Source organism: Bifidobacterium sp. WK012_4_13 (genome assembly GCF_041080835.1).
Classification (GTDB): Bacteria; Actinomycetota; Actinomycetes; order Actinomycetales; family Bifidobacteriaceae; genus Bombiscardovia; species Bombiscardovia fermentum.
Window position 1 is genome coordinate 262,791 of sequence record NZ_CP129683.1, and the last position, 18,384, is coordinate 281,174.

The following is an 18,384-nucleotide window of genomic DNA, read 5'->3' on the forward strand; positions in this document are numbered from 1 at the left end:
GATTGCGGGCTTTCCGAGGCAGGATTCGGATGTCGGCGCGTTCGTCCGAGATGGGCGTCCGCTGACGCCGATGCCTTGCGGAAAGTCCGCAAAACCTTTATGTGGACCGTTGAACGTGGCTTGTACTAGGCTGAATCCTATGAAATCCGGTGCAGACAGACTGAGTTCGATGATGCTGAGCGTGAATCGCAAGAGTGAGGATCGCTCACTGCTCCCATGGACCTTTCGTCCCAACGTGGGGGTTCGGCTATTCGTTTCATTGGTTCTGGGATTCGTCGTGGCCATCATCGCCACCCCCGTGCATCGCATGGGAGCTTCCGAGAACATTCCATATGGGCTGGTGCTCGCTCTGATCCTTGTCGGAACATCCGCATGGGAGGCTCGGGCCAGGAGCGGCATCATCGGTCTTGTCCTGCATCTGACGGCATCGTGCTTCGGTGCCACCATGCTTGCAGGTCAGGGCTTTATGGGTGATGTGCTGGTTCCTGTTGGCGGGGAGGCATTCACCACCTTCTTCGGGCTGCATGTCGGATACTTCTGGCTTCTGGGTCTCATTCTCGTTCAATTCGTCATCGCAATGCTTCCGCTGCCTTGGTTCACGGTCGTGCCAAGGCTCTCCGATGCTCGAAGCGCTGCATTGGATGCCGATGCTGCCCCATCCGACGGCGTGGGTTCGATGACGCAAGAGGATGGCGAAGAGTCTGCACCCTTGGCCAGCATGGTCGAGAAGAGCCACGATGACGACGCCAGTCATGGGCAGCCGCAATCATGAACGCACTTCCATTGCTCTATCTGGGGCCGCAGGGTTCTTTCACTCATGCTGCGGCGAAGGGATTCCTGCCGAAGCTTCACGCACTGCCTGTACGCAGACACCCCAAGGATGAGGGTCTGCGAACCGAAGCGGAGATGAGGCCGGTGGAGCATGTCTCGGACATATTCGAAGCCGTCAACGGGGGCGATGCATTCGGCGTCATCGCATGGGAGAACAATGTCGAGGGATACGTCGTACCGAACCTCGACGGACTGATCGATGCCGAGCATGTCGTTGGCTGCGGGCGGCTCAGCGTTGACATTGAATTCGATGCATTCATGCTGCCCGGTGACGATGATCCGCTGGTCGAGGTCGTCGCTCACCCGCACGGTCTGGCCCAATGCCGAAGATTCACGCATGAGCTGGGGCTTCGCGAAGTCCCGGCATCTTCGAACGCTGCGGCGTGCAGGGACGTCAGGCCTGGTCAGATCGCTCTGGGACCTCACATCTGCGGCGAGCTGTATGGACTTGAGACGAAGCGTCAGGCAGTCCAGGACTATCGGGGCGGAAGGACTGATTTCTTGCTGCTGTCTCCACGCGGCATGGCGGAAGACTTGATGAGGGACGGAGACCCCAAGCAGGAATATGAGTCCGTGCTGGCCTTCATCCCGCTGAGCACCGGTGCCGGGGTCCTTGCCGGACTGCTCGATCTGCTCAGGGACGCTGGACTGAACATGACCAGCTTCATATCGCGTCCGATCAAGGGCCATGATGGAACGTACAGCTTCATCGCCACCATCGACGCAGCTCCATGGCAGCCGCATTTCAAGCGGGTACTTCATGCCATCATCGAGAAGGGGGATTGGGTGAAGACGCTCGCCGTCTATCCACGCCGAGAACGCCCGGACCCACCGGTCACATCATGGATGCTGCCGTCCGGCGGCGCAGGTGGCAGGACCGGGCAGTCTCCGGACGAGACAAGAACGAGCCTGCTGTCACAGTTCATATGAGCTGCGAGGGGAGGTAGCGCGATCGTCAAAGGAACAAGGGAAGATCGGAAATCTGGCATGAGTGATGATGTGAACATGGCTCGATCGGGAGCCGTCAATGAGGGAAGGCATGGGAATGAACCCGGCGCCGTCGGCGCTGTCGCAGAGGCGGGTTTTGCAGGCAAGGGTTTCTCAGGTGCGGGTTTCGAAGGTGCTGATGAGATGCATCCGATGCCCGGAATGGAGGCTTCCCAGATTCTCAGATCGGCGCACAAGATTGCGATTGCCGGACTTGGTCTTATCGGGGGTTCGCTTGCATTGCGGTTAGCCGAACGCGGTCGCTTCGTCGTCGCGTGGAATCATAACGACAGGCCATACGAAGCTGCAAGGTCCCATCGCATTCGCTGCGTCGACTCGCTTGAGGAGCTTGCCGCTGGCAAGCCTGACGTCCTGATCCTTGCCACGCCACTGGCCGCCATGCCCGAGATGCTTGCAAGGCTTGCGCCCGTCATCTCCGCATCGACGACGCTGACCGATGTGGGAAGCGTCAAGGCGATGGTCCGCAGACAGGTCGAGGAGGCAGGGCTTGCCGATTGCTATGTCGGCGCTCATCCGATGGCTGGGAATGAAAGATCGGGATTTGCCGCGGCTGATTCGAAGCTTTTCGACGGTGCGCTGTGGGCGCTCAGCGTCGAGGAGTCCACTTCCTATGACAGATATCTCACAGTCGCAGACATGGTCACGCAAGGCGTCGGCAACGCAGTCATCACCTTGAACGACGAGATTCACGATGCGAGTGCCGCCATGATATCCCATATGCCTCACGTCGTCTCGACGGCGCTGTCCGCCATGTTGGTCGATTCCGGCAACCGCAATGTGGAGGCGGCTCTCGCAGCCGGTTCATGGCGCGACATGACACGGGTCTCGTTGACCGATCCCGATAGAACGATGGCCATGGTCGAGGAGGATGCGGTCAATGTCTCGGCCCTGCTCAGAAAGATGGCAGCAAGGCTTGGCACTGTCGCAGACTCGCTCGAACAGCTTGATGGCATGGATGCCACAGAGGCGTCGGTCCATGGCGCAAGGCAGGAGCTGCGAAGGTTCTTCCAATCGCCAGAACCGTTCAGGGCATATAAGCGCCGTGAAAGCGACGTCTCGTGCCCTGCCGCCCATGTTCACGGGCAGCAGGGGCAGGCAGGCGAGCGTGACATCGTCATACCGAAGCAGGGTTGGCAGGGATATCTACTCGGATCAGCGCAGTCAGGAGAACGGGTGATCCGGTTCACTGGCACGCACGCGGCCACCGTCGTCACTCGTAGTCTCTGACTGCTGGGAATCCACGGCGCTGGCATAAGGCAGGCGGTCTATTCGCTGGCCACCGCATTGAGCACCGGAACCTTGAGCGCTTTTCTCGCAGGCGGCAGACTGGTTATCATGCCGACGAGTATCGCCAGAATCACGAAGCCCACGAGCTCGCCGACCGGAATGTTGAGCTCGGTGAGTCCCTGACTTGCATAGAGCCTTCGAATGACGACCCCTGCGGCAGTGCCGACGATCAGTCCCAGAATCGTGCCGAATACGGATATCATCGATGCTTCGATCGCAATCATTCCGCGTATCTGTCCTCTACCGGCGCCGATCGCCCGCAGCAGCCCTATCTCCTTCGTTCTTTCGGACACAGAGAGTGCGAGCGTATTTACGATCCCGAAGATGGCAATCAGGATGGACAGGGCGAGCAGGGCGTTGAGAATGAGCAGCACCTGATTGACCATTGAGCTGATGCTTGACTTGTATTCGTCCTTGGTCATCACGCTGATCACATAATACGGTTTGACGGCCTTGATCAGGTCAGCCTTGAGATTCTTGAGATTCTGCCCTGCATCGGCCTTGACATAGGCTTGGGCGATGAACCGTGTAGATTCTGTGGTGAGCTTGGCAGCAGTCTCCTGATTCACATATATGCTGCCTGAGAATATGGAGTTGTCCGATATCGCACCGATGGTCAGCTTTTCGGTACCCTGCGCGGATTTGACCGAGATGCTCTGACCGACCTGCCAGTCATTGTCATCGGCCACGCTTTTGGATACGACGAGCTGGCCCTTGTCCATTGCCTGCTTGGCGTTCCCAGCGGTGTCGACGGGATCGTAGACATCGGTGAACAGCGAAGGCTGAGCCATGTACGTTGTGGGCTTGTCAGTCGTTCCTGGGTAGCTTATGTCCATCATGTAGGCGATGCTGCTGATGGATTTGACCCCCTTCACCTTCTTCATCGCATCGATGCCCTGCTGGGGAATTCTGCCCATGCCCCCATTGGCGAGGACTGCGAAGTCTGCCTTGATGCCGCTTTCGATGATGCCCGAAACGGAGGCATTCACGGAGGATGCCATCACGCCGAGGCAGCTGACTATGGCGACGCCCACGAACAGAGCGGCAGCCGTATTGGCAGTGCGACGCTTTGAACGGGCCAGGTTTCGAGAGGCCAGACGGCCCGTCACGGGGAATGCGAGCGATGGTATCCATCCAAGAATCCTGCTGACAGGCTGCACGATGGCGGGGGCCATGACGATCGTTCCCAGAAGAATCAGTGCTGCGCCAATGCCCAATGAAATGGCCGGATTGGTGGAATTCAACCAATCCCAAGGCGTCTGCTTTCCGTCATTCGAGAGTATCCATGACAGACACCAGAAGCCGACTCCGAAAACGATCATCGCAAAGCCGAGGATGCCTCGGACACGCGTCGGCTTCTCGGGGTTGACCGTCTCGTTCATGGCCTGCAATGGCGGGGCGAGCGACGCATGGCGCGCTGGCAGCGCGGCTCCGATCAGCGAAACGGCAACGCCTACGATAACGCCCACGATCATGTCGGGAACGGTCGGATTGGATGAACCGGTGAGTGTGGACCCTGACTGACTGATTCCATACACGATCAGCTTTATCATGCCCCAGCCAAGTCCGATGCCGATGCCTGAACCGACCACGCCCAACACGATCGCCTGGATCACGACCGTGAGGAATACCTGGCTCGGCGAGGCGCCGACAGAGCGAAGCAGAGCATATCCACGCATGGATTCGCGGACGATCATCGAGAAGGTGTTGGCTATGATGAACGATCCCACGAACAGCGCTATCAGTGCGAAGATGAGGATCATCGGTTGAATGAATCCGAGTGAATCCTGCGTCGACTTGGTTTTTTCGGCCCGCATCTCATCGCCCGTTATGGCAGTGGCCTTGGAGCCGGATGGAATGGCAGCGTTGACCTTGTCCGCAAGCTGCTGCTGTTGCTGCTGTGTGAGGGCGTTTCCATGATTCGCATTCCCATACAGGCCTATCTCATCGATTTTCGTCGTAGAGCCAGATGTCTGCTGGTAGAGAGCCTTTGCGCCACTCTCATCGATGCCGAGAATGATCGCACCGGCCTGACTTGACTTGGTCGAGAATACGCCGACGACCTTGACCTTCGCCGGACCTGTCGGATAGACCAGTGTGGTGCTGTCACCGACCTTCAGTCCTGCGCGAGATGCGGCATAGGAATCCAAGGCAAGCTCACTGGAATTCTTGGCATAGGTGCCTGAAGTGAATGTGACGGAACGCCAGGAATCCTTGCTGCTGAAACCCGTGGCGAGGGTAGGCGCACCCGTCGTTGCGACGGCATTGCCATCCTTGCCGACCAGCACGAGTCCCGAGACCGTATAGAGCGGGGAAGTGCCGCTCACTCCTTCGACATGGCTTGCCGTGTCTATCAGGGAGTCGGAAATGAGATTGTAGTCCGAACTGCTGGATAAGGAAGTGCTTGAATCGTCCGTGTTCTTCACGGTTCCACGAACGTAGACGTCGGCGTCCGCATTCGTGGAGAGCATTTCGCTGACCTGGTTGTTCAGCATCTCCCTGAAGCAGAATGAGCCGACGACGAATGCGACGCCGAGCGCGATGGCGATAATCGACATCACGAATCGAGAGAAATGAGAGCGAGCGTCTCTAAGACCTAGTTTGATCACAGCTTCAATCCCGTCTCGTCGCCGTTATTGCCGTCCTCAGGGAAGTCGACCGGTGCCGCGGCTTCCGTGGACTCTTCGTCTCTGACGCCCTCGTCCATTTCGGCCATCCCACTGTCTGATCGGTCGGCATCGTGGTCGTCCGCCCCCTCCTCTGCGAACACCGCGAGAATCTCGTCATATGTGGGCTGCTTCATGTCATTGGTGATGCGTCCGTCGGCAAGCACCAGCACCCGGTCCGCATAGGATGCTGCGCGCGGATCATGGGTGACCATGACGATGCTCTGACCATAGCGTTGCACCGAGGACTTAAGGAAGCCCAGCACTTCGCCACTCGATTTGGAATCAAGATTGCCTGTCGGTTCGTCGGCGAATATCACCGATGGACGTGACATCATCGCCCGTGCACATGCGACGCGTTGCTGCTGACCTCCGGAAAGCTGGCTCGGACGGTGCGTCAGGCGTGACTGCAGACCGACGACATCGACAATATGATTGAACCAGTCACGGTCAATCTTCTTCTTCGAAATCTCAAGCGGCAGCACGATGTTCTCTTCGGCGCTCAGTGTGGGAATGAGATTGAATGACTGGAAGATAAAGCCGATCTGTTCACGGCGAAGCTTGGTGAGCTGCTTCTGCGTCATCGATGAGACTTCAAGGCTTTCCACAAGCACGGTGCCGGAATCCGGAGTGTCCAGCCCAGCCATGCAGTGCATGAGCGTTGACTTTCCCGAGCCTGAGGGGCCCATGATGGCGGTCATCTTCCCACGTTCGAAATCGACGCTGACATGGTCGAGTGCCGTTACCACGGCATCGTGGGTGCCATAGGTCTTTGTCAGGTCACTGGCGGATGCCACGATCCCATTCCCATCGTTCGTGGACGAGCCGATGCCTTCGTCGCCGGGAATGCCCCCGAACTGCGTTGGACGGGCATCTTCAGCGGAATTGTTGTGTGAGCGAGCTTCGTGTGCTGCATGACGGGCCATAACTTACCAATCCATATCAGGTTGTTCGTTGCACATTCCCTGATGCTCAATGTGCGACTGTGAATAATTATCACAACTAGGTTTCTACCCTTTCATCCTAGAGTGATGCCCGGTCCGGCTGGTGGAAGTTTATTCGTAAGCGCAGTCGGCAAGGGACTTCCCACTGCAGCTGGATGCGACCCCTGACGTTTCCCTGGACATGAATCGCGGCTACAGTGGAATCGCGGAATGCACGTGATGACATGGTGCAATCCGAATGCGTGCAAGTCATCGTTGAACGATGCGGCTTCAATGGGATTGGAGGATTGCGGCGATGCGCCTTGAGGATCGGCTTGATGCCTTTGACACATACATGTTCGCGGTCGTCGGTGCGGGAAGGCTGACGGTCAGGGCGTACTCTTCCGATATCCGTCAATGCCTGAGGATCCTGAGGTCAATGGGCGTGGAAACGCTCGCCGAGGTCACGATCCAGGATTTGCGTGCATGGCAGGCCGATGTCGCCCAGGACCACGCCAAGTCATCCGTCGCTCGCAAGACTGCCGCAGTCCGTCGATTCTTCGCCTATTGCCTGGCGCATGACGTCATTGAGAACGACCCTGCCGCCTCGCTCATGACTCCGAAGCTTCCCAAGGTCCTGCCGGAGGTGCTCACCGAACATGAGGCCAAGGATCTGATGGATCAGGTCGATGACGATGCCATCGATGCCGGCGATGTGCAGGGAAGGCATTCGACGCAATCATGTCTGGCAATACGCGATGCCGCGATACTCGAGCTGCTGTATGCGACGGGCATGCGTGTCGCAGAGCTTACGGGGATGAACGTCCAGGACATAGATTTCTCGCAGCGCACCGTCCGAATCACAGGGAAGGGCAACAAGCAGAGGGTCGTGCCCTTTGGCAATCCTGCGGCGCGGGCATTGCAGGCCTGGCTCGAGGGTCCACGCTCACAGATATTGAAAAAGGCAAGCAGCGCTAGGTTTGATGCCGACGCCGCATTCCTTGGCGCACAGGGTGGACGCATCGGTCAGCGCCAGGTAAGGGAGCTCGTCCACCGACATGCCGAAGTGGCGCATGTCCCAGACATCAGTCCGCATGCGCTTCGTCATTCCGCGGCCACCCACCTTCTGGATGGCGGTGCCGACATGCGCGAGGTGCAGGAAATGCTCGGACATTCCTCATTGAGCACGACGCAACGTTACACGCATGTTTCAATCGAGCAATTAAAGGCGAAATACGCCCTGGCATTTCCACGCGAATAAGTGATATATTGCAAGGTCTGAGCAAAAAATCCGTCTCTACGCCCCGCATGTGCACCGGAATCCAAAAACTGCGACTAGTATGAACATGTCGGGCTGGCGCAGAGGTACGCTGCGCTCAGCAGCTGGGGGAGTTGCATGCCGCTCGACAGAAAGACGTCGGGGTAGGGGTACAACAGATTCATGCTGAAATTCATAGCAAAACGCATAACGAACTATGTAGTCATGCTGTTCGTTGCCATTTCATTCACCTATTTTCTTGCATCCTCGTTCATGCATCCTCGCTCGAACTACGAGCAACGCACGCCTCGGCCGCCACAGGCTTCGATCGATCGAAGCCTGGATCTGGCGAACATCAACGATCACACTCCTGTGCTGTCGCGCTACTTCACCTGGCTCAAGGACATCGTCATGCACTGGAACTGGGGTCTGACGCCAACGTTGGATTCCGTCAACAGCACCTTGGCTCCGCGAATCTGGGCATCGACGGAACTCGTCACCTTGGCGACCATCCTGTCGATACTCTTCGGCGTGATGCTCGGCATATATACGGCCGAACGCCAATACAAGTGGCAGGACCGCCTCTTCGGATCCTTCGCGACCTTCTTCCTCGTCATTCCAACCGCAGTGTTCGCGCTTATCGTCGTGTTCGCAGCCATCAGCGTCAATGACTGGTTTGGATTCCGTCTGTTCTATGTCACGGGCCTTTCCAGCTACTCGGGCGGCAACCTGTTCCTCAAGCTCGCCGATTTCGGACAGCATCTCTTCCTGCCGACGATCGTGCTCACCATTCTGGGCATGGTCACCTACCATCTGACGCAGCGCACCTATCTGCTTGACGAGATGCACGCCGACTACGTAAGAACGGCCCGCGCCAAGGGCCTGACGAAGCGACAGGCGATTCGCAAGCACGCGCTCCGTGCCTCGCTGATACCGACCGCCGTGAACGTCGCATTCTCGATAGCCTCCGTTTTCACAGGTGCCGTGATAACCGAGTCGATCTTTGCCATCAATGGAATCGGCAACTATTTCATCACGGCAATCAATAACAATGACATCAATTCCTCTGTCGCCATCGCGGCATTCGGCGGCGTATGCACGCTTGCAGGAGCCCTTCTGGCAGATATCGTTTCTGCGTGGCTTGATCCGCGCATAAAAATGAGTTGATTGGAACAGTGAACGACAATGAGTGATTCCACAGCAACGAATACCGCCGCAACCGTGCAGGCTGCACAGGATAATCTGAACACGCCACCGGTCCAGGGTGACGAGACTTCTGGAAATGTGAAGCATATCGGCTATCTGGGACTGATCGTCAGGCGCTTCATGCGTCAGAAGAGCGCCATCGTGGGCGTCGTCATACTGCTGCTCCTGATTGTGCTGGCGCTGTTCGGTTCGCATCTGAGCAAATGGTCCTTCGACGATCCGGATTTCACCGCGCTTTCCGCAGGTCCGAGCGCATCCCACTGGCTGGGTACCGATCCTGGCGGTTCGGATCTGTTCGCGCTGCTGGTTCATGGGCTGGGCAAGTCACTGATGATAGGCATCATCACCTCGGTCGCCACGACCTTCATCGCTGCAATCATCGGCACAGCGATCTCGTTCTTCCAAGGCTGGTTCGAGCGTGTGGGCATGTGGGTGCTTGACATGCTGCTTGTCATCCCAACCTTCCTGCTGATAGCCATCATCGTTCGCGCCGCGAACGCCACGGCGGGCTGGATCTGGCTTATCGTCGGCCTGACCATGTTCGGCTGGGTCGGCTACGCACGAATCCTGAGAACCCTGACGCTGTCACTGCGCGAGCGTGACTATGTCAAGGCAGCACGTTTCATGGGGGTCTCATCGTTCAAGATCATCCTGCGGCATCTGATTCCCAATCTGGGATCGGTGCTCATCATCAACACCGTTCTCGGAGTCGTCGGCGCCGTGAACTCCGAAACCGCACTGTCATATCTTGGTCTCGGAATCAAGGCCCCTGATGTCTCGCTGGGTTCGATTCTGCAGACGGGCGCAAGCACGACGATGACGGCTCCCTGGCTGCTGATATTCCCCTCCATCGCACTGATCCTGCTGACATTCAGCATGCAGCTCATCGGCGATGGCCTGAGGGATGCCATGGATCCCAACTCTCGGGCGAGTGGCGAGGCCTAGAGGCAATGGCGTCGATGCGAGATATCACAGCGTACATGAGACAAGCAAGGGGATTAACGTGGTAAGTGCAGATACAATTGAGCGCGACGACATTCTGCAGGCAGAGTTGCTTGAATCGGAAGGCCCCAAGGGCGCGCCGCAGGGCGACCCGATCATGCAGGTACGAGACCTGAAGGTTTCGTTCGCGACCGAGGCGGGCGTGTGCAGGCCGTTCGAGGCGTCTCATTCGATCTGTGGCGAGGGCGCACGCTGGGCATCGTAGGTGAGTCTGGTTCGGGAAAGTCCGTGACCGCACTTTCGCTGATTGGCCTGCTTGACGACAACGCGAAGCTTGAGGGTTCGGTCAGGATGAATGGCGAGGAACTCATCGGCAAAAGCGACGAGGACATGTCGAAGATCCGCGGCGAAAAGATAGCGATGGTGTTCCAGGACCCACTGTCCGCCTTGACGCCGATGTTCAACATCGGCGATCAGATAGCCGAAGGCTTGAAGATTCACCATCCTGACATGTCTGCCAAGGACATACGCGAACGCTGCATCGAGCTGCTTGGAATCGTGGGCATTCCTCATCCTGAGGAACGGCTCACCAGCTTCCCGCACCAGTTCTCGGGCGGCATGCGTCAGCGTGTGATGATAGCCATAGCCATCGCGAACAATCCCGACGTGATCATAGCGGACGAGCCCACGACGGCGCTCGACGTGACGATCCAGGCGCAGATTCTCGATGTGCTTGCCGTCGCTCAGAAGGAGACGGGTGCGGCGGTCGTGCTCATCACCCACGATCTGGGCGTCATCGCCGGAGCTGCGGACGATGTGCTGGTCATGTATGCAGGCAAGGCCGTCGAACGTGCAAGCATCGATGCCATATATCGCTCACCGTCCATGCCCTATACGATGGGTCTGCTCGGAGCCGTGCCAAAACCCCATGTACATGCGAACCAACGCCTTGTCCCCATTCAGGGAACCCCGCCGTCGCTGGTCGACATTCCGAAAGGTTGCCCGTTCTCGCCGCGTTGCCCGCTTGCAACGGAGGAATGCACGAAGCTCGAACCGTCGCTGACGACGGTGAATGCCCAGACTGGTCATCTTGCGGCCTGCATCAAGCTCGATTACATCCGAAGGAACAACGTCAAATACAGCGATGTCTTCCCGATTCCCAAGCCTTTGCCTGCGAAATGGGCCGATGTGCCGCGTGACAAGCGACCGACCGTGCTCGACGTGCAGCATCTTGAGAAGCATTTCCCGCTGACAGGTGGCGGCCTGTTCAGACGGACCACGGCCAAGGTCGCGGCGGTCGATGACGTCACCTTCAACATCCATCAGGGCGAGACCCTTGCCCTTGTCGGGGAATCCGGCTCGGGAAAGTCCACGACTCTGATGGAGATCATGAACCTGCTCAAGCCCGAGAATGGCAAGATAGTGGTTCTCGGACACGATGTCTCCAATATCAGGCATCGTGCCGAACGCAAGGCGTTGCGCCGTGATCTGCAGATGATCTTCCAGGATCCGATGAGCTCTCTCGATCCGCGCATGCCCATATATGACGTGCTGGCGGAGCCTCTGAAGGTTCACCACTGGTCCAAGGAACACATCAATCAGCGAATCGGGGAGCTGATGAAGCTCGTCGGATTGAATCCTGACTATGTCGATCGCTTCCCGATCCAGTTCTCCGGCGGGCAGCGCCAGCGCATCGCCATCGCGCGTGCCCTTGCCACCAGTCCCAAGGTTCTGCTGCTCGATGAGCCCATCGCGTCCCTGGACGTTTCGATACAGGCTGGCATCATCAACCTGCTTGAGGATCTGCAGGCGAAGCTGCAGATATCGTATCTGTTCGTGGCCCACGATCTTGCCGTCATCCGGCATATCTCGGATCGCGTCGCCGTCATGTATCTTGGGCAGGTCGTCGAGTTCGGAGAAACGGACGAGGTATTCACCCATCCGAGACACCCTTACACCCAGGCCCTGCTGTCGGCGATTCCCGTCCCCGATCCCGAAATCGAACGAAGCCGCCACCGCATCCTGCTCAAGGGTGATCTGCCATCGCCGGCAGAGCAGATCGTCGGCTGCCGCTTCGCATCACGATGCCCGCTCAGGCTGACGCTGACGCCTGAACAGCAGCATATGTGCGATTCCGTCAGGCCACGGCTGAAGTCAGATCAGGAGAACGAGAGCGAATTCGCATGCCACTTCCCACTGGAAGTGAGCGAAAGCGTGAGGCCTTTCTGACTTTCATGCAATCAATCCGTGCGTAGCATTACGCATTTGTTAATCAAGGCCGCGCGTATACTCTGTCTATATCGGGCGGGGGATGCATCAACGCCATCCGTACGCGTGACGAAGAAGAAGAATATAGGGGGAGAATATATGCGAAATTCATTGTCAATTCGCAAGATCTCAGCGATGGTCGTTTCGGCCGCTGCTGTCGTAGCCCTGGCTGCATGCGGTTCTGGAAGTTCCGCATCGGACCAGACGTACAAGACGGAGCCATCCGAAGGAACGCCGACGAGCTACAAGGGCACGCTGCCCATGCCAAGCGCCACCAAGGCATACAGCAATCCGCTGAGCAGGGACAAGATCAAGCAGGGCGGCACCTTCACGGCAGGAATCACCGAGATCGGTCCTGACTGGAACAATCTGTCCGTCAACGGCAACACCGCATACATGGCTTCACTGTGGAAGTTCTATCAGCCACAGATGTGGGACTATTCGGTCGATGGCAGCAAGGCCACCCCGAATCCTGACTATCTGACCTCGGTCAAGCTGACTTCGACGAACCCTGAGACGATTGAATTCAACATCAATCCCAAGGCGAACTACAACGACGGCACGCCAATAGACTACAAGTCCTTCGTGTCGACATGGAAGGCGCTGAACGGCAAGGATTCGAACTACACGCCAGCCGTCACCGCCGGATATGACCAGATTGCGAGCGTCACACGCGGCACTTCAGACAAGCAGGCCATCGTGACCCTGTCCACTCCTTACTATCCCTATCAGTCACTCTTCCAGAATCTTGTGAATCCAGAGGCCGCCTCTGCCGCCACCTTCACCAAGGGCTGGGAGAACAAGCCTCATAACGAGTGGGCTGCAGGACCATACATCGTCCAGTCCGTCAGCGACTCACAGGTCGTGTTCGTGCCGAATCCAAAGTGGTGGGGCAACAAGGCGAAGCTCACCAAGGTGACCTTCAAGCAGATGGAGACCTCAGCTTCCATCAACGCCTTCAAGAATGGTGAGATCGACGTCACCAGTGCCTCGACCGCAGACCGTCTGAAGACCGTCATGTCCGTGAGCGACGCCTACATCCGACGTGCATATAGCTCAAGCGTCAACACCTACACCATCAATACGAAGAACGGCGCCGTCAAGGACCTTCAGGTCCGCAAGGCCCTGGTTCAGGCCATCGACCGTTCGCAGATTGCCAAGATTTCCTTCCAAGGCCTTTCATGGAGTGAAAAGCTCCCAGGCTCGGTGATTCTTCCTCAGTTCCAGGAAGGGTATGAGGACAACATGCCGGCAGCTTCGAAGTATTCCACGGCGAATGCCAAGAAGACTCTGCAGGCCGACGGCTACAAGCTCGGTTCGAACGGATACTTCACCAAGGACGGCAAGACTCTGGATGTGTCATACACGACCTTCTCCGACGATCCGACCATAAAGGCTGAGGCGAACGCCATGCAGAAGATGGCCAAGAGCGCCGGAATCAAGCTCGACATCAACATCAAGGCTTCCTCCGAATTCTCCGACACGGTCACCAGCGGCGACTGGGAGATCATCGGACTCGGCTGGTCTGCAAGCGATCCCTTCGGCTACTCGTCATCGTCGTATCAGCTCTATGGTTCCGACTCAGACTCCAACTATTCCTTCGCGGGCACCAAGTCCATCGACGCGAAGTTGGAGAAGGTCGTGCAGACCGAGGATCCGACGTCGGCCATCAAGCTCTTCAACACCGCCGAGAAGGAGGCGCAGAAGCTGTATGCCCAGATTCCGACTTCGAACGGACCTGCGATCTTCGCCGCCAAGAAGGGTCTTGCGAACTATGGTCCTGCAGGATATGCATCGACCTTCATCGGCGTTCCCAACCATACGGAAGATCTTGGCTGGGCAAAGTGAATCGCTTGGTGATGGTCGGATTCGTGATGAATTAGTTCAACTTACGAATCAATTGAAGCATTGTGCTGAACGCGCAATGACCATCATCTGAACTTCACATTTCAAGGCATCCATCGGAGCAATCCGATGGATGCCTTTTCGTTGTGTTTGCATACGCTGGTATTTGCCTGTCATGAGGCTTGGAGAAATCTGATTTTTAACTTTGCGTAACGGTATCTCAGAAAAACTTGCACTCGTAACATTTTGCAGTAAGAATAGTTAACAATCCAAAAGGGGATTGCGCTTGGGAAGCGCACATCCGTTTCGGGGGCAGAAACAGTTCTGCATAAAGAGATAGGTTACATAGGGAGAAAGCTACATGAAGAAGTTCTCAAGACTCTCTCATACGTGGCCGCTGCAGGCAGTGCTCTGGCATTGTTGCTCAGCGGTTGTGGAGGTTCTTCAAATTCAAGTTCATCATCGTCGGCCGCATCGACCGACCAGGTCATGAACGTCTATGGCTGCGAGCCACAGAATCCTCTGATTCCATCCAATACCAACGAGGTCTGCGGTGGCAACCCCATCGATCTGATGTTTGCGAAGCTGGTGACCTTCGACACGAAGGGCAACGTCAAGAACGAGGTGGCGAAGTCCATCACCGCCAACGCTGACAAGACCGTATATACCATCGTTCTCAAAAGCGGTTGGAAATTCACCGACGGCACCCCGGTCACTTCCGAATCATTCACCAAGGCATGGAGCTACGCGGCCGACGCGACCAATGCGCAGGTCAGTGCAAGCTTCTTCTCGAACATCAAGGGCTATGACGAGCTTCAGGCAAAGGGCACTGCCTCCGACGCACAGCTTTCAGGACTGAAGGTCAACAGCGACACTGAGTTCACCGTGACATTGAATGCCGCAAGCTCAGTATTCCCCACAATGGTGGGATACACGGCCTATGCGCCGCTGCCGACATCCTTCTACAAGGATCCCAAGGCCTTCGGTGAGAAGCCAGTGGGCAACGGTCCATACAAGTTCAAGTCATGGACGCATAACCAGAGCATCGACCTCGTGAAGAACGACGATTACAAGGGCATCCAGCCTGCAAAGAACGGTGGCATCGATTTCAAGGTCTATACCGACACGGATGCGGCATACGCCGACGTCCAGGGCGGCAACCTCGATGTTCTTGAGACCATTCCCAGCACCGACACGCAGACCTTCCAGACCGACAATACCGTGCAGGCCTATAACAAGGCGGGCTCGGTGTTCCAGTCCTTCACCTTCCCCTCGACCCTGGCACATTTCAAGCTTGACAAGGAAGGCCGTCTGCGCAGGGCGGCAGTCTCAATGTCCATCGATCGCAAGACGATCGTGAACAAGGTCCTCGGTGGCATTGGAACCCCTGCGGTCGATTACACCTCTCCTGTGACACCAGGCTATTCAGACTCGCTGACCGGCAAGGATGTGCTGAGCTACAATCCGACCGAGGCCAAGAAGCTGTGGAAGGAAGCCAATGCCATCTCGCCTTGGAGCTCCTCCGACAAGCTCACCTTCGCCTATAACTCGGACGGTGGCGCGAAGCCCGTCTATGACGCAATCGCGAACTCGGTGAAGAATACGCTCGGCATCGATGCGGAGACGAATCCATACGCGACGTTCAGTGCATTCCGCCAGGCCATTTCCGAGCGCAAGGTGACGTCTGCCTTCCGTACCGGATGGCAGGCAGACTATCCGTCGGCGGAGGACTATCTGACACCGCTGTATTCAAGCGCCGCCGCAGATGGCAACGGATCCAACGACGGCGATTACAAGAATCCTGCATTCGATGCGCTGCTTTCCAAGGCCGATCAGGCATCTTCGACCTCTGAGGCAAATGGCTACTACCAGAAGGCCGAGGAGCTTCTTCTCAAGGACCTCCCCGCAGTTCCTCTCTACTACAGCAATGCAGCAGGCGTTGCGGCAAAGGGAGTCAAGGGATTCGTTCTTAACTGGAAGAACGTCCCCGTCTATCAGAACCTCACCAAGTAGTAGGTTCGAACCGTCCAGATAGCAGAAGAGGAAAGGCATATGCGCTATGCCTTTCCTCAATTTATGCGGCTTGAGACTGTTGTTCTTTGTTATACTTGCACTGCTTTGAAATGAACGATTGCATGGCAGCTCGCATTGTTGACGATGAGGTCAGGCCTTACACATATAAAAGGAGATGACCGATGGGTAAATATCTGCTCAGACGAATATTGCAGATGATTCCTGTTATTCTCGGTACGACATTGCTGATATACGCGCTGGTCTTCGCGCTTCCGGGCGATCCGGTGAGAGCCATGTTCGGAGCCCGACCGGTGAACGAGGCGGTGGCCGCTCAGATTCGTGCCGAATATAATCTCGACAAGCCGTTCATCGTTCAGTATCTGCTGTTCCTGAAGAATGCGATGAGTCTCAATTTCGGCATGACCTTCTCAGGTCAGCCTGTGATTTCGGTGATAGGGCGTGCCTTCCCGGTCACCATCAAGCTTTCCTTGATGGCCTTCGTGTTCGAGGGAATCTTCGGCGTGATCTTCGGCGTCATATCGGGTCTGAAGAAAGGCAAGTGGTACGATTCGGTGATCCTCATCGTCTCGCTGCTGCTGATCTCGGTCCCGACCTTCGTGACCGGCTTCGTCATGCAATACTTCATAGGCGTCAAATGGCAGATTCTACCGGTCACAGCCGGCGGATCACCCGGATTCCTGGACTTGCTGATGCCGGCGATGGTGCTGGGCAGCGTTTCGATGGCCTACATCATCCGCCTTGCCAGGACGGAAGTCTCCTCCAACATCGGCGAGGACTACGTGCGTACCGCACGTGCGAAGGGAATGTCGAACCGTTCCGTGGTCATGCGACATATTCTCAGAAATTCGCTCATACCGGTCGTCACATATCTGGGCACCGACATCGGCACGCTCATGGGTGGTGCGATGATCACCGAGCGTATCTTCAACATCCAAGGTGTCGGCAACACCCTGTACCAGGCGATACTGCGAGGGGAAGGGCCGCTGGTGGTGTCGATCGTGACCATTCTTGTCCTGATATTCGTGGTGTGCAACCTTGTGGTCGACATGCTCTATGCGGTGCTTGACCCGAGAATCAGATATGCGTGAGGGCGGACAGATGACAGAACAAAATACCATGATCTCTGAGAATTCAAACGATTTCATCGCCACGCCACTGCCGGGTCAGGAACGCTTCGTCGCACCGATCGACGAGACTCCCGTTCAGGCCGTGGATTCGGTCGATGAGACCAAGGTCGCCACGAGCATGTGGTCCGATGCGTGGCGCAGCCTGAGGAAGAATCCGCTATTCATATTCTCAGGCATACTGATTCTACTGATTCTGTTCGTGGCGCTTTTCCCGAGCGCCTTCACGAAGGTAGATCCGAACTATTGCAATCTTCCCCAATCACTGGACGGTCCCAGCGCAGGGCACATCCTTGGCTTCAACCAGCAGGGCTGCGACGTGTTCTCGCGCGTGATATACGGCGCAAGGACTTCCGTGAGCGTCGGAATTCTCACCACCATCATAGTGACGATCTTCGGCGGCATCGTAGGAGCTCTTGCAGGCTTCTACGGGGGTTGGCTTGACGCGGTCCTGAGTCGAATCACGGACATCTTCTTCGCCATCCCGATGCTGCTTGGCGCAATCGTGGTCTTGCAGATGTTCAAGACCTCGACCTCCATCTGGAAGGTCGTGCTCGTGCTCGCGCTCTTCGGCTGGGTGACGACCGCACGCATCACACGCGGTTCGGTTCTTGAAGCGAAGAATCTCGAATTCAATACGGCCTCGACCGCATTGGGTTCCTCCTCGATGAGGAATCTCTTCCGCCATGTGCTGCCCAATTCACTGGCACCGGTCATCGTGCTCACCACCACCTCACTGGGTTCCTACATTGTCGCCGAGGCGACGTTGAGCTTCCTTGGCGTCGGATTGCCGACGACCGTGGTCAGCTGGGGCGGCGATATCTCGGATGGACAGTCATTGCTCAGAGTGGACCCACAGGTCCTGTTCTATCCGTCGCTGGCGTTGGCCATAACCGTGCTCGCCTTCATCATGATGGGCGATGCGGTGAAGGACGCCCTGGATCCCAAGAGCAGAGTCTGAGTGAACGGCGCGAAAGAGGCAATGAGGAGAA

12 protein-coding genes and 1 pseudogene are annotated in these 18,384 nt (G+C 56.9%); 11 read left to right on the top strand and 2 right to left on the bottom strand.

All coding sequences use genetic code 11. From position 1 onward, the window contains the following. The first annotated feature begins 139 nt into the window (after nt 1-139). From QN062_RS01050 to QN062_RS01060, 3 genes are all read left to right on the top strand, one after another. Complete coding sequence (locus tag QN062_RS01050; protein ID WP_369341794.1) at nt 140-772, top strand: alcohol dehydrogenase; 633 nt, start codon at nt 140-142, stop codon at nt 770-772. Further along, a complete protein-coding gene (locus tag QN062_RS01055) occupies nt 769-1,761 on the top strand; it encodes a prephenate dehydratase (RefSeq protein WP_369341795.1) in 993 nt (330 codons plus the stop codon). Before QN062_RS01050 ends, QN062_RS01055 begins: the two co-directional genes overlap by 4 nt. A 219-nt stretch (nt 1,762-1,980) precedes the next feature. Next, the gene (locus QN062_RS01060) at nt 1,981-3,066 is read left to right on the top strand and encodes a prephenate dehydrogenase (RefSeq protein ID WP_369342487.1); all 1,086 of its coding nucleotides are present in this window, start codon (nt 1,981-1,983) and stop codon (nt 3,064-3,066) included. 38 nt (nt 3,067-3,104) lie between these two features. On the opposite strand, the gene QN062_RS01065 is transcribed toward QN062_RS01060, so the two are convergent. Together QN062_RS01065 and QN062_RS01070 are read right to left on the bottom strand one after the other, a co-directional pair. Next, on the bottom strand, nt 3,105-5,735 hold the full coding sequence (locus tag QN062_RS01065) for an ABC transporter permease (RefSeq protein WP_369341796.1): 2,631 nt from the start codon (nt 5,733-5,735) through the stop codon (nt 3,105-3,107). After that, nucleotides 5,732-6,718, bottom strand: a complete 987-nt coding sequence (locus tag QN062_RS01070) for an ABC transporter ATP-binding protein (RefSeq protein ID WP_369341797.1) — start codon at nt 6,716-6,718, stop codon at nt 5,732-5,734. The genes QN062_RS01065 and QN062_RS01070 overlap by 4 nt, the downstream gene beginning before the upstream one ends. A 304-nt stretch (nt 6,719-7,022) precedes the next feature. On the opposite strand from QN062_RS01070, the gene QN062_RS01075 reads away from it, so the two are divergent. The 8 genes and pseudogenes from QN062_RS01075 (at nt 7,023) to QN062_RS01110 (ending at nt 18,353) form a co-directional block, all read left to right on the top strand. After that, nucleotides 7,023-7,976 carry a tyrosine recombinase XerC gene (locus QN062_RS01075; protein ID WP_369342488.1) on the top strand — a complete coding sequence of 318 codons (954 nt, stop codon included), beginning with the start codon at nt 7,023-7,025 and terminating at the stop codon, nt 7,974-7,976. A gap of 180 nt (nt 7,977-8,156) precedes the next feature. Then, nucleotides 8,157-9,140, top strand: a complete 984-nt coding sequence (locus QN062_RS01080) for an ABC transporter permease (RefSeq protein WP_369341798.1) — start codon at nt 8,157-8,159, stop codon at nt 9,138-9,140. 18 nt (nt 9,141-9,158) lie between these two features. Next, nucleotides 9,159-10,124, top strand: coding sequence for an ABC transporter permease (locus tag QN062_RS01085; RefSeq protein WP_369341799.1), 966 nt, complete (start codon nt 9,159-9,161; stop codon nt 10,122-10,124). Between the two features lie 154 nt (nt 10,125-10,278). Continuing rightward, a pseudogene (locus QN062_RS01090) lies at nt 10,279-12,350 on the top strand (dipeptide ABC transporter ATP-binding protein). Nucleotides 12,351-12,488: 138 nt separating this feature from the next. Beyond that, nucleotides 12,489-14,237 (top strand): ABC transporter family substrate-binding protein, encoded by a 1,749-nt coding sequence (locus QN062_RS01095; protein WP_369341800.1) that lies wholly within the window; start codon nt 12,489-12,491, stop codon nt 14,235-14,237. 486 nt (nt 14,238-14,723) lie between these two features. Continuing rightward, nucleotides 14,724-16,247: an ABC transporter substrate-binding protein gene (locus QN062_RS01100; RefSeq protein WP_369341801.1), complete on the top strand. Its 1,524-nt coding sequence runs from the start codon at nt 14,724-14,726 to the stop codon at nt 16,245-16,247. A gap of 182 nt (nt 16,248-16,429) precedes the next feature. Next, on the top strand, nt 16,430-17,356 hold the full coding sequence (locus tag QN062_RS01105; RefSeq protein ID WP_369341802.1) for an ABC transporter permease: 927 nt from the start codon (nt 16,430-16,432) through the stop codon (nt 17,354-17,356). A 10-nt stretch (nt 17,357-17,366) separates the two neighbouring features. Further along, the gene (locus QN062_RS01110; protein WP_369341803.1) at nt 17,367-18,353 is read left to right on the top strand and encodes an ABC transporter permease; all 987 of its coding nucleotides are present in this window, start codon (nt 17,367-17,369) and stop codon (nt 18,351-18,353) included. The last annotated feature ends 31 nt before the right edge of the window (nt 18,354-18,384 follow it).

Coding starts and splice junctions, on each gene's coding strand:
- QN062_RS01060 (WP_369342487.1), top strand. CDS start 1,981: ATGGAGGCTTCCCAGATTCTCAGATCGGCGCACAAGATTGCGATTGCC.
- QN062_RS01080 (WP_369341798.1), top strand. CDS start 8,157: ATGCTGAAATTCATAGCAAAACGCATAACGAACTATGTAGTCATGCTG.
- QN062_RS01085 (WP_369341799.1), top strand. CDS start 9,159: ATGAGTGATTCCACAGCAACGAATACCGCCGCAACCGTGCAGGCTGCA.
- QN062_RS01095 (WP_369341800.1), top strand. CDS start 12,489: ATGCGAAATTCATTGTCAATTCGCAAGATCTCAGCGATGGTCGTTTCG.
- QN062_RS01050 (WP_369341794.1), top strand. CDS start 140: ATGAAATCCGGTGCAGACAGACTGAGTTCGATGATGCTGAGCGTGAAT.
- QN062_RS01055 (WP_369341795.1), top strand. CDS start 769: ATGAACGCACTTCCATTGCTCTATCTGGGGCCGCAGGGTTCTTTCACT.
- QN062_RS01105 (WP_369341802.1), top strand. CDS start 16,430: ATGGGTAAATATCTGCTCAGACGAATATTGCAGATGATTCCTGTTATT.
- QN062_RS01100 (WP_369341801.1), top strand. CDS start 14,724: ATGAACGTCTATGGCTGCGAGCCACAGAATCCTCTGATTCCATCCAAT.
- QN062_RS01110 (WP_369341803.1), top strand. CDS start 17,367: ATGACAGAACAAAATACCATGATCTCTGAGAATTCAAACGATTTCATC.
- QN062_RS01070 (WP_369341797.1), bottom strand. CDS start 6,718: ATGGCCCGTCATGCAGCACACGAAGCTCGCTCACACAACAATTCCGCT.